Below are 11,939 nucleotides of genomic sequence, written 5' to 3' on the forward strand. Positions count from 1 at the left end.
AAAAGTTTCCTTTTTTTTTCGAGTACTTTCGATCTTTATTAACAACTTTATAAGCGCGTTAAGTTAACCTTTCGTAGATTGTTTTAACTCAAATGAAAACCGCCTTTAAAAAAAAGGCGGTTATTTTGCAGCTCCCCATTTCTCAATAGGAAGTTCCTTTGATTTAAAGTTGACATGATATTTCTCTGACAACTTATTTATCTTTTCGTTCTCCAATGTTTTCTCAGTAACCAAAAGAGGTTTTGAAGCCGTAAATTCCCATTCCTTGGTACTCTCCGCCGTATACGATCTGATGTCGTACATTCTATAGCCTGCCCCCTGCAAAAGCTGGTGTAACTCTTCGATCCCTTCCTTACTGACGGAGTAAAATGATATTCCATTACAACATGTTCTCTTCCGTTCGTTTTGTTCGAGCAGCTAGCCAACATTGCGGTCAGGGTTATAGCAGCAAGGAATATTACTTGGATTAGCTTCTGTTTTTAATGCGTCAATTACACACCATCCTTCAGTATTAATTGCAGGGGTATCGAACCCTTTCGAATTAGTGTGTAGGAACAAAGCGGCGCGAAGAATGTCCCTCAACTATCGTTACCCGTTAGGTTAATCATCAAACCATTATTTAATCTATTTTGTTTGGATCATATTCATCCTCAACCACAGGGATATACGGCGATAGGAGACTGTCCGTTTCACGGCTTATAATTCCACGAGTGAGTTTCCATACAATAAATTTGTTGTAATCTTCGACATCTTCATCGTCATGTATATATAAAAGCCCATATGAGCCTGGTAGGTTCTCAGACACCCACTCATATATCCCCAATACATAACTAGAGAAATGATTATGTAAGCCAGAGATGACCCAAGAATCTAATCCATTCCTTCGTTTAATATTCGAAAGTCCTTCAGTATCTACAACTTTCAAATAGTTCATGAACTTACTGTAGGCTTCATCTTGCAAGACTTCACTGGTGTCATGAGTATGGTATCTCAACACAATCCATCCATGAAATTCGAACATTATGCCCCTCCTGACTTCTTGAACTATTGTTATTCGTTAATTGAATGATCTTAGTGCTAGAATGCTTTTAATTTACTTATTTTTCGTAACATTTTCATGTAATGACCTAGTAATCCGAATAAGCTAGGTATTATAAATAATGTAATGTACTCAACAAAAATCTGATACTTAATTGGGAAATAATCTTGAAGAAAATAATATCCTCGCATAGGCTTTACAAAAAGATACTGTAAAAACTCCGCGAGCATATTCCAGTTGAAAATTTGAAATAGCAACCCAAGCAGAATACCAATAATTGGATATATAATTGTAAACAAAATATACATGCTCCTATTGTGTTGACGTATTCCATAAAAAAACCAGATGCTAAGGAATACAGTTGAGATTATAAAAGCTGGAAGAGTATTTTCTTCAGCGTTGGTTAGAGCCATTAAAAAATTCACCAAAACAGTTCCAATTAAAAGATAAACAATATGTCTAAATAACATTTTAACCCTGAGTTTCTCCCCCATGAAAAGTCCCCCTTTCCAAAGTACCTTAACTCCCATAATTATACATCAAAGTAATAATTATATTAACAAAGATTACTGCACCTTTATTGAGCATAACTGCCCGTTAGGTGAGCGAAAGGCTGCCGATCGTGCCGGCAGCCTCCCGTTACTGTATATTGAACAAACGTTCTTACTTTAGATTAGAAGGTTAAATTATATCAAATTAATTACTGCCTAAAACCAATCCAAGAATTACTCAAGAATCCTTATAGCCAAAGTACAAGCTAATTTTTCAAATCCCAGCGATTTAGCAACAGCAACTGACGAACTATTGGACATTAAAGTTTGATAATGCATTGTGTAACCATCCTCTAACCCTTTCCTCGTTAAAGCACTTACAACTGCTTTGGCGTGCCCTTTACTTCGATAATCAGGGTGACTTAAAATACCTACGCTAAGAAAACCAGATTGCTCTTCTCTCCAAGAACCTGCTGCTACAATTTTTTCTTCAGACATCTTTGCTAGGATTGGTTGTCTATTGATTTCTATGGAACTATGCTCCCACTCTGTTTCAGAGCAAGATTTACGTAAATCATTCAGTAGAAATAATTGATTTGAAGTTACAAGTTCTACAACCTCAAGGGAAGATGCTTCGAGAAATGAAGCCCTATCAACATATCCCTGAAATGCAGGACCAACTACCTTGTACTTACTTATATCAATTGACTTTATAAGAAAATTAGCATCAAACGTTTCCGCTGGATGTCTACCACTGATAGACCTTTTTATAAATGAGATATACTTAGTAGGAGACGATATAATGCTTGCTGTTCCATTAAAAAAGCAATAAATACCATTATAACCTTTCAAAGTCTTGGAGTGTTCACGAAGTATGACGTTCGGAATAGTCATGGATGAAATATCACAATCAAATCGCTCAGCCCAATCCTTATATACTCTTAATCTGGTTTCTTCATCCAACTAACTCACCCCCATCATCAACAACACAAATTGTATTATTTATACATATGCAATGATGCATTCATGATTGTTCAATTAAACAAATCTGCCCGTTTACTTCAACAAAAACTCTAACTAGCACAAAAACTAAAAACAGACCCAATGATATCTCCGATATCTCGTTGGGTCTGTTTTTATGACGGTACATGTTTTACACCGCACCTGAGGAATCCGGTACGTCCGGACCATCGACGACATCGATCACACCGATAGCCAAAATGCTGATAGCGACCGCTTTACCCAGCTTTTTCACGCCGTCTTTCATCCGTGCTTTATCGCTATCCTTGAAGCCTGTCACGACATCTTTTCCGCTCTCAACCACATACTCGATGCCATGGCCAACTCCTCTTGCCGTCGTAATGGCCGTTTGTTCAAGCTCATGGAGTCCAGCTTTCGATTGTTGCTTATCCGCGGTAATTAAGCCTGCGCCTACATCCCATACACCGCTCGCTGCATGGCCTGCGATCTCACCCGTTTTGGCCGTTAACTGTTCTACATCATTCCCAATTTCCTTTATATAATCACTGCGAACAAGCTCCCCTGCCACACGGACAGTTCCTCCAAGTACTTTGCCTATCACATCGCCTGCCAGTTTACCTAAATCCTTCAGAAAATCCATCTCAAGCACCTCCGAACATCAGTATATGCTATATTACGATTGTCGAAACACTTGGTTGCAATTCATGAAGAAATGGGGCTTTCTTAGTTATGCACCTTAAATTCATAAGGCCAAAGCACTTGCTCCACTGTAGTTAGAACCCGACACGGTTACCAGAGTATTATATTCGAATATGCGTTCAAAAGTTATTTATAATTAATAACTTACATACGTTATTAGTTCAAAACTTTATTAAATCAATGATATTAGAGAACAAAAAAAGCGTTCGAATTAGGATTAACTAATACGAGCACTTTGGTACCTCGGTTTATTTATTCATTTTTCATGTAATCCCCAATTGCTACAGTATTCCGCAATACTGCCTATTGCTTTTAACAAAACGAGAAAACTACCGTGGCGGTCTGAACGGAGTGGTTTCTTTAATAGGACTTCTCTTTTATATGAAGTTCATTTTTTTCAGTTTTAGGTATCAGAAACAATAACCCCTTTACAAAACAAACCATGCTTAACATCCATATTATACCTATCCAAGCTATGGTTAAAGAATTATCAATCGAACTGGCTGTGGCTCTTGTTTCCAAAATCCTTATCCAACCTAATGCACTCCAAGAAAATAGTAGTAAGTGAGCTAAAAACCAACCGAAGCCACGCTTTCTATATTTCACCATCAAAGTAATTACAATGATTACTACAATTCCCATTACAGCAATAAAACCAGTTCTAAGTAAAGGGATTACCTCTTCTTCCATCGACATATAAATCAATCTCTCCTTAACTAAAAATCGCCAATGAAATCCATGTTTTATTGACATACATTAGGAATTATTTCCCCGAGGCTAATTCTAGAATTACTTTGATATCCTCAGTCTCTATATGTCTTATATTCAAAATTGCCCCTCCAACTCGTTATCTGTTCGAAACAATTTCTTTTTTATTTGCATCATTTTTCCTAACAGGTATTCCATATTTTTCAGGGTGAGTAAAATATTCTTCATAGTTCAGAGTTCCTACGATGTTAAAAGATTTTGTATTACTATCATAATCAAAAATAACTAGTTGTTGATAGCCACTACTATGACCTGTATCAACTATGCCGATTCTATTAGGTTCAATCTGTACTACCCTACCACGATTATCTACATCTACATTGGGCATAGGAGATTGAATGTATTTATCAGTTGGTTTGAATGCAATAATTACAAGACATAATTTGCTAGTAAAAAATGATCGTACCAAATCGTGTTCGGGAATATAATTATATCCACGTTTGAAACGATTTATTGACCATCTTTACATTGTTCATTTTTGCCCAACTCTTTAAATCCGGAATACCTCTATCTTCATCCCTTGAATACCTAAATGCCATATCTAATGGGACTATCTTCCTCCTGTGAAGCAATATTCCGATAACAGGCTTAAAGTACCCCTTGGTCATTATCACTTTAATATCCCCCGAAGTAATTAGAACTCCATTTAATATGATCTTGTCAATGGATAAGCATAACTCGGTTGGTTTCTTGAAGAATGTTCTGTACAATGCGAGTAACAGTACAACTAAACAAAGAAGTATCACCGTTGCCGAAGCGTAATATACTCCTATCCGATCCCATGATCTCAGTACAAGAATAGATTGACTACATATAATAGCAATCATGCCTAAAATGGTTCCAACCCCTGGAGGACTCTTAACCAGATACTTTTTTTCCATCAATATGCCCCCTCCCTTGTTTTAAATCCCTAATCCAAATATACCACATATTGGAACTATCCTGCCCGTTAGCGGGGTGAAGGGCTACCATGACGGCACCCTTCAGATGTTTAACTATAGTTCTCCTTTACTGAATGGGCTTATAGCTTAGTGCTTGTTCAACCACTTGTTCTGCTGTGAGTTCATTTTCATTCCAGTAAATTAAATCACTAACTTCAGGATGCGGGACGTTAGATTTGAGAATTTCGATCATGTTATCGATTTCTTCTTCACTGCCTTCAACGTTCATAATTTTCCTTACTAACTCGATCAATTCCTCTTTAATTAGCACCTTCATTACGGTCACCCATCCTCAAAATGATGAATAATAATTCTGCGTAGTCACCACGTTAACCTGCCCCTTAGGTGAGCAAAAGCTACCGATTGTGCCGGCAGCCTCCCATTGCTGTGTATTGAACAAAAGTTCTTACGTTAGTGGAATGCCCATAAGATAGGCATATTTGTTTGTTTCATTGGACGTCAAAAATCCATTTTTCCTTCTCAGGAGTTGGAGTCTCTTTATAAAGAGCGTTATCTCCCTTGAACCACGCTGTTTTTATCTGATTCTTCAGGGAGTATGTAACGAAAAAGTAATCATCTTTGGGCTTCGCTCTTCCTTTATCCCACTCTTTAAATGGAGTTAAACTCTTCCTCGAAGATTCAATTGATATTACCACTGCCCCCTTACTTTCAATTAGGTTTGTAATTTCCCTTCTATGTTTCACGTCTTTAGCTTGGAGTACAAATACCACAGATACAATAAATATCACCAGCAATATTGGCGATAGTATCCACTGAATCTTTTTACTACTAAAAATACCTTCTGATTTTTGGGAACGATTCATCAAAAAAACGCCAACCAGTACAGTAATAAAAGATACCGCCACAAAAATTTTTCCATATAAAGGATACAACGTTTAACCTCCAAGTCATTTAATAGAAGCTACCGCGTAGCAGGCTCGCTCCTAAACTTATGTTCACAGGTAGTTGAAATTTCGTGAATTTCTATGCATGAAGGATTCGTGAAACGATTGAACTCTCCTGCCCCTTACTTGAGAAAAGGCAACCAATCCACCTGGGCTGGCTGCCTTTTCATGTTATTATTGAACTCTCGTTCTGCGTTTGAGATTATTATTTGCTATTCATTTTTAGACAAAACTCCAGTCAGCAAGCAATCGCTGCTGTTTTTTTCAACCCGTCTTGTCCTCTCTTCATATCAGTCTATGAACGGGGCGGAAAGGGTGCCATAAAGTAAGGACGACTAACTCAAGTAACGATTTCGTATGATCCCCATGTGATGAAGCTCGTGTCCTGCGATGCCATAAGCGAGGGCGCGCGCCGTAATGCTTACGTTGTTGGCTGTGCCCTTGCGGGACCACGCCTCCGTCGGTAACCCGCGCAGCAGTGTGATCGTCGATTGCCGTACGGTCCGGTAGTCTTCGGCCAATTGCGCGGTTGTCCAACTTCCGAAAGGAGAAATGAACAATTCCTGGTCGAAACCGGGCAGAGGCGTCTGATCCCCTCTTGCAAATCGGAGCAGGCGGTAGGTCATGACGCGTTCACTGTCTGCGATGTGGCCCACGACTTCTTTCAGCGTCCATTTTCCTTCCGCATACCGATAGGCGCTCTGGCTTTCGGTCAACGATGCCAGCAGCTCGGTCATTTGCTTTTCCTGGGCGAGCAGAATGTCGATGATGTTGCCTTCCGGCACCAACCAGATATACTCGCCGGCGTCCCCGGCGTATTCTTCTTCTGACGGTCTTTGGTTCATGCATAATCACCTTTCTATGAAGATATAGAAAACTAAAATGCTCTTTCCAATGCTCTACCGCGATTTTTTTGCGAAATTCGTAACTTCAGCATGTCTAATGAATTCGCGAAAGAATAGAACTTTCCTTCCAACAATTGAGAGTAGATTAAGCAACCACTTAGTTGGTTGGCCGCCACGCTAAACTGCCCGTTACTTTAATGAAAACAGGGCGCAGCTGCCGCGGCAATCTGCTCCCTGATTATTGTGCTATCGTTCCCAGTTAGTTTAATAACATATGCCAAGGATTGAATTACCTGATCTCTATATAATATCCGTCAGTTTCTATATGCTCTTCAGGTTCTGATATTTCCCTCTACATTCACAGACATGTAAACGTCTATGAGATCCTCACTTTCAACTTTAAAACCAAACCGTTCATAAAGACGTTTAGCAGAACTTCCTTGTAAAACATTTAATGTTACACGTTTTCCTTTTACATCATTTTGTTCAAGCAATTTTTTTAATACATGACTACCGACTCCTTTACCTTGGTAATTGGGATAAATATAGAAATGTTCCAATAAATAACCATCTAACGTTGGTTTAAGAGCTACGCAGCCAATAATAGAAGAATCTGACTCAATAATCCAAGTGTGATCTGAGTCAAATGAATTACGGAAGCGTTGACGAACCTTCTCTTCATCAAACCTTCCTAACCTAGTTAAATCATTTCGTAGTACAATTGTCCGTAAATTAGCAATTGTCTCAACATCGGAATTTTGGGATTGGCGAAGAGTAATCTGTTTCATTTAACGTAACAGCTCCTTTATTCTTTTTTTGACAGCATAGAGGTTGAGCCACCTTAAAAATCATTGTAATTATTTATTTTAAGGTCATTATGTCCTTCGCATATTATAGCGGGTTAATAAGGGCGTATCTATGTAGTCATTTGTAATACTAAGATATTAACATTGGATAGCTGCCCGTTAACGGAACAGGCTACCGAGAATAAATCTGCGGTAGCCTGTTTTGGTATTTTATTGAGCTATCGTTCTTCGTTAGCGGAATGAACTAACCCATACGTCTTCTTCTTCTTCTCCATACAATTGTCATTGTTAAAAGGACCAAGAAACAAATAAACGATAGTGTAACTATCCATGTTTGTTTTTTGGACTGGTCTGTTGTAACTTGAATCGGTCCAAATTTAGATGCCTTGAAGAACTTATCGTTTACCTTAACTGCTATTACATCTTGAGTGTCTGCCCCTTTAATTTCAAACTACAGGCTTCTTACTGGTATACGTATATCATTTGACTCGCCGTTCTTCTTTGGCATCGGAGTTCTTTGGCGTTCAATCTTTCCAATCTCATTGCCAATGTCTTTGTTATCGACTCCCTCGGTGGAAAGTCCATATAGGAGATTATTCCATGCAACGGAACTTGGGTAGGTACTGGTTAACGCTCCTTCTATATTTGATGAGAACACCGAAACAATGACAAAGAACAAAAGGAAGAATTTCAGATGCTTCACATGCCATACCTCTTATGTTGAATAAAGCTTCCCGTTACTTCAACGAGGCTGCAGATTGATACCGGCAGCCTCGTACTGGTTTTATTATTGAATAATCGTTTTCCGTTAGCCCAATACGTCAAGTCCAATAGATAGGACTTGTCTTACATTTTGTTATTGGACAATAACAGCTTCAGTTTTTGTAAGCCAACTGTCAATAGCTTTCAATGGGAAATATATTGTATTCCCAATTTTCACATACGGGATTTGACTTGTAGTTGTAACCCCCATGGATTGCGGGCCCAGTTTGTCTACCGCAGTTTCACTAATACCTAGGTATTGGGCTAATTCAGAACGGGTTAAAAGCTGATTCTGAAGATTAGAAGATGGAACTTCAACGTTATTTTTGTTAAATGAATTTGATATGAGCCAGCACCCAATTATTAAACAAACACCTAAAAATACAATGGTCAATGCATTTACAGAATTTTTCATTTTTTCCTCCTGCAATATATTTATTTTTCATATTCGTCTACGTAATAATAAACTCCTTTTACAATGTAGTTATTATTTAAATATTATATAACGAATGCTACCCTTTATTAGCGTGGAAAAGGCAGCCGATCATCATGGCCGGCTGCCGAGGTGTCTTTATTCAGCTATCGTTATCCGATCATTAGGTCGGCTGCCTTCTCTTGTTGTTATTGAACTAACGTTATCCGTTAGTTCAATCAATCTTTATTTTATATCTATAACAAACACGTATTCCCCGCGTCCTTCCTTCCAAACACCCGATAAAGTGTAGATGCAACGCCCTTTTTCAGCGGGAAGCTTGGCTTCATAGCCATCAATAGGTTCGCTATAATTTAGTTTTCCTTCGGTTGCCCATGAGGTGAGTTTCAACTCATTAGGTTTGTAGTCAAATTCCACCATGAGCAGTGACGACGGCGAAGCGTTAACTGGTTTGACATGCTCGGCTAATTTCAACGGCTGAGGTGCATCGGCGATAGCACTCTTCCATTGGTAAGATCCTAGTAGGAAAGGTACGTTTTTCCCGTCTACCATTATCTTGGGATTCGGTGGTTCAATTCCAGTGCTCGTTTTCAGCTCTTCCTTTTTCATACAACCTGATGCCAACAAAACAAGCAGAGTGAGCGTGAACAACAGGATTACTGACAGAATCATCTTGCTAAAAGATCGGTTCATTAGAACCCCCCTTTCTTACTACATTATTAGACGAAAAAGGGAATTTTTAGTTGCGCTATACTGCCCGTTAGCTCAACGAAGGGCTGCCTAAGCGGCAGCCCTTCCAATTTTGAACTATAAGTTTCGTTAGTTGAATGAATGATCAATGATACTGTCCTGTTATGTGTTCATTCGAATCTTTCATTAATTTGGAGAGTAGCACAATTTGCCCAGCATGATATCCATAGTGTGCCGCAACCTGAACAAGAAGCCGACTGATTACTCTCACTTCATAGGTTTCATTTTCTGAAGCATTAACCCGAAGCATTCTGTTCCAATCCTCCAAGTCATAGCGGATTATGACTTCCCTTTTTAAATCCTGCTCGGACAAAACTGATAATATACTTTCCGATTCAGATCGTGTCCTCAAAAGAAGACTACTCAATTCATCCTTCGATATGCCACCTTCAGAATTAAATTCTTGAGCGCGTTCCCGAATGAAGGGTTTGTTTCCGATTGCACTTATGAGGTTCTGATACTCGTTTCCCGCTAAATGTAAGCAAAGGTTTCCAATGCTGTTCATAGAATCCTTCATTTTTTTCCAAATCAAATCATCATCAAGTCGGTTTAAGCTCTTTATGATTCGATCGAGCTGCTTGTTCATGTCTTCAAGTACGTTTTTTGTTAGGTCTGGCACACTATTTCCCCTCTGCAATTTAATGAAAATGCACATATCACTTTTTTAATAATTCGCTTAACTCAGAATGATTCCCTTTAATTATTCTGCCTGTCCCTCGGCGGCTGCCGTCGTGTCATGATTGAACTATCGTTCCCAGTTAGTTGAATGACCTTTTAGCTAAATATATACAAGTCAAATTATTATAGAGCTATAGGGACTCGATAGCTTAATCTTCTTCTTTGATAATTCTCCCTAGTGCAGTTTAATCGTTTCTTTATCTTTTATAGATTCATTAATAAGATCGAGAACCTCAGATGTTACATTCCAATAATATCCGTTACTATCTTCCCAAATTTGATTCCCTACATTCCACAAGCTACCACCATAAGTAGAATTAGTTTCTTTATTAATTCCTTCTTGTAATAGAATTTTTGGCATCTGAGAATATAACTCGCCTGGCGGAAAATTGTTTTCTATTTTTGTTGTTATCTTCATTTTAGACATTTCATCTAAAATTTTTTCAAGAAGTTCTTTGTTGTTAATTTGGTAGGTATCAGTTGAAGTATAAACAATAATATCTTGGATTTTAGATTTCCTTATTGTAAAACCGTAAATATTTATATATAACATTGTGTACAGCAAATAGCCTACTGCAATTAAAACTATTGGAATTATTAAGTATCTTTTCTTATTGAATTTCATTGAAACTTCCCCATCTCCTTACTTATCCTGCCCCTTACTTTACAGACGCTTGGTGCATGTACAAAGTTTCGCAATATGGGGAATTTTAACTTTCATAAATTGGTTTTGCCATTTATGTAACTTATGGGTGCATTGAGTATAAAACAGCTTTTACCACTTCGCTCTACTGCCCGTTAGTTGAGAAGGCTACCGATCATTTACAGTCGTTAGCCTTCATTAACAATAAATTTATAAATTAAATATGCTAAATAATGACTTTTTCTTTTCTTTAATTCCCCATGTTAATCCCAAAATCACAGGAGGATAATAAACTGGGTTGATCCAAGAATAAGTGCCGTCTAGTACAAGCTGCCCCAGCAATATTTCATTTTCCTCATCAACTTTTAAAGCCCATTTTCCGCTAAATACTATTTGTCCTTTATTTTTTTGTATATAGTCGATAGCTTTCTGAAAATCAAACGTTACTTTTAATGAAATATTGATTTCTTCACACATGGATACATACTTTTCTTCTTTCTGCTTCCAAGAAAACTCCGAATCCCACATCTCAACGAGTTGATACCCTTTCAGGTGGTTTTCAATCATTTCCTTTAGACGGTCAGAAACATAAATCTTAGTTAAGATCTTGTTTCCTTCATGTAACATGATTCTGAAAATATCATTATCTTGTACAACATCCTTAAAAAGCTCCAACTCTTCATAATCAATTAACAAATTCGAACTACCCAGTCGCTTCTCTTTTGAATGGTTCGGATCTACACAATTTAAAACCGTTAATACATTCAAGACAAAAAACTCAGACTCACCTTCAGTGTTTGTTAGTGGTAAGAATTCAACATTCAGGTTTGGTGTTTGCGATATTATTTCTTTTGCTCGTTCACTTACAATTAGAGCCCCTCCAACCGCATTTAATATATCCGAAGGTTTTTCCTTGTTATCTAAAATCACATTGTATGTTTTCCAATTACCTACCAACGGGTTAGCATCTTGTACCAATTCTCTAACTTTTTTTCCTTCATCATAATTTACAAAACTTACAGTATTATAAACTGGGTGATAATCTAGCCACCATATTTTCAACCAAACCACTCCTTTGCTATCAAAATTTAAAATAAACCATCCTAATTATTTCATACTAGTTTGCTCGCTAACGCCAGTGAAGATTTTCTCTCTATTAACATAGCCATTCTTGTTAAAATGCACCAGTGCCTCAATA

At 37.9% G+C, this 11,939-nt stretch carries 17 protein-coding genes; all 17 read right to left on the bottom strand.

Features of this window, described 5'->3' with window-relative positions; all coding sequences use genetic code 11:
- Positions 1-120: 120 nt before the first annotated feature.
- The 17 genes from ACSQ8O_RS33460 to ACSQ8O_RS33540 all read right to left on the bottom strand — a co-directional run bounded on the left by ACSQ8O_RS33460 (position 121) and on the right by ACSQ8O_RS33540 (position 11,803).
- Positions 121-303, bottom strand: a complete 183-nt coding sequence (locus ACSQ8O_RS33460; RefSeq protein ID WP_436245218.1) for a hypothetical protein — start codon at positions 301-303, stop codon at positions 121-123.
- Positions 304-619: 316 nt separating this feature from the next.
- Entirely contained in the window at positions 620-1,021 is a 402-nt protein-coding gene (locus ACSQ8O_RS33465; protein ID WP_436245219.1) for an Imm7 family immunity protein, read from the bottom strand.
- A 56-nt stretch (positions 1,022-1,077) separates the two neighbouring features.
- Positions 1,078-1,533 (bottom strand): hypothetical protein, encoded by a 456-nt coding sequence (locus ACSQ8O_RS33470; RefSeq protein WP_436245220.1) that lies wholly within the window; start codon positions 1,531-1,533, stop codon positions 1,078-1,080.
- Between the two features lie 231 nt (positions 1,534-1,764).
- Positions 1,765-2,493 (bottom strand): GNAT family N-acetyltransferase, encoded by a 729-nt coding sequence (locus ACSQ8O_RS33475; protein WP_436245221.1) that lies wholly within the window; start codon positions 2,491-2,493, stop codon positions 1,765-1,767.
- A gap of 190 nt (positions 2,494-2,683) precedes the next feature.
- On the bottom strand, positions 2,684-3,151 hold the full coding sequence (locus tag ACSQ8O_RS33480) for a hypothetical protein (RefSeq protein WP_436245222.1): 468 nt from the start codon (positions 3,149-3,151) through the stop codon (positions 2,684-2,686).
- 419 nt (positions 3,152-3,570) lie between these two features.
- Positions 3,571-3,906 carry a hypothetical protein gene (locus tag ACSQ8O_RS33485; protein ID WP_436245223.1) on the bottom strand — a complete coding sequence of 112 codons (336 nt, stop codon included), beginning with the start codon at positions 3,904-3,906 and terminating at the stop codon, positions 3,571-3,573.
- Between the two features lie 151 nt (positions 3,907-4,057).
- On the bottom strand, positions 4,058-4,306 hold the full coding sequence (locus tag ACSQ8O_RS33490; RefSeq protein WP_436245224.1) for a hypothetical protein: 249 nt from the start codon (positions 4,304-4,306) through the stop codon (positions 4,058-4,060).
- A 100-nt stretch (positions 4,307-4,406) separates the two neighbouring features.
- A complete protein-coding gene (locus tag ACSQ8O_RS33495) occupies positions 4,407-4,859 on the bottom strand; it encodes a hypothetical protein (RefSeq protein ID WP_056613478.1) in 453 nt (150 codons plus the stop codon).
- Positions 4,860-4,986: 127 nt separating this feature from the next.
- On the bottom strand, positions 4,987-5,196 hold the full coding sequence (locus ACSQ8O_RS33500) for a bacteriocin immunity protein (RefSeq protein ID WP_436245225.1): 210 nt from the start codon (positions 5,194-5,196) through the stop codon (positions 4,987-4,989).
- A gap of 172 nt (positions 5,197-5,368) precedes the next feature.
- Positions 5,369-5,812 carry a hypothetical protein gene (locus ACSQ8O_RS33505; protein ID WP_436245226.1) on the bottom strand — a complete coding sequence of 148 codons (444 nt, stop codon included), beginning with the start codon at positions 5,810-5,812 and terminating at the stop codon, positions 5,369-5,371.
- A 347-nt stretch (positions 5,813-6,159) separates the two neighbouring features.
- The gene (locus ACSQ8O_RS33510) at positions 6,160-6,669 is read right to left on the bottom strand and encodes a DinB family protein (RefSeq protein WP_436245227.1); all 510 of its coding nucleotides are present in this window, start codon (positions 6,667-6,669) and stop codon (positions 6,160-6,162) included.
- A gap of 332 nt (positions 6,670-7,001) precedes the next feature.
- Positions 7,002-7,457 carry a GNAT family N-acetyltransferase gene (locus ACSQ8O_RS33515; protein WP_436245228.1) on the bottom strand — a complete coding sequence of 152 codons (456 nt, stop codon included), beginning with the start codon at positions 7,455-7,457 and terminating at the stop codon, positions 7,002-7,004.
- Between the two features lie 874 nt (positions 7,458-8,331).
- The gene (locus tag ACSQ8O_RS33520; protein ID WP_436245229.1) at positions 8,332-8,652 is read right to left on the bottom strand and encodes a helix-turn-helix domain-containing protein; all 321 of its coding nucleotides are present in this window, start codon (positions 8,650-8,652) and stop codon (positions 8,332-8,334) included.
- Positions 8,653-8,895: 243 nt separating this feature from the next.
- Positions 8,896-9,342, bottom strand: a complete 447-nt coding sequence (locus ACSQ8O_RS33525) for a hypothetical protein (RefSeq protein ID WP_436245230.1) — start codon at positions 9,340-9,342, stop codon at positions 8,896-8,898.
- 163 nt (positions 9,343-9,505) lie between these two features.
- Positions 9,506-10,039, bottom strand: coding sequence for a DinB family protein (locus ACSQ8O_RS33530; RefSeq protein WP_171649549.1), 534 nt, complete (start codon positions 10,037-10,039; stop codon positions 9,506-9,508).
- A gap of 234 nt (positions 10,040-10,273) precedes the next feature.
- Positions 10,274-10,723 carry a hypothetical protein gene (locus tag ACSQ8O_RS33535; RefSeq protein ID WP_436245231.1) on the bottom strand — a complete coding sequence of 150 codons (450 nt, stop codon included), beginning with the start codon at positions 10,721-10,723 and terminating at the stop codon, positions 10,274-10,276.
- Positions 10,724-10,951: 228 nt separating this feature from the next.
- A complete protein-coding gene (locus ACSQ8O_RS33540) occupies positions 10,952-11,803 on the bottom strand; it encodes an imm11 family protein (RefSeq protein ID WP_436245232.1) in 852 nt (283 codons plus the stop codon).
- Between the last annotated feature and the right edge of the window lie 136 nt (positions 11,804-11,939).

Origin of the sequence: Paenibacillus sp. LjRoot56 (assembly GCF_964253335.1) — a bacterium.
Lineage (GTDB): Bacteria > Bacillota > Bacilli > Paenibacillales > NBRC-103111 > Paenibacillus_E > Paenibacillus_E allorhizoplanae.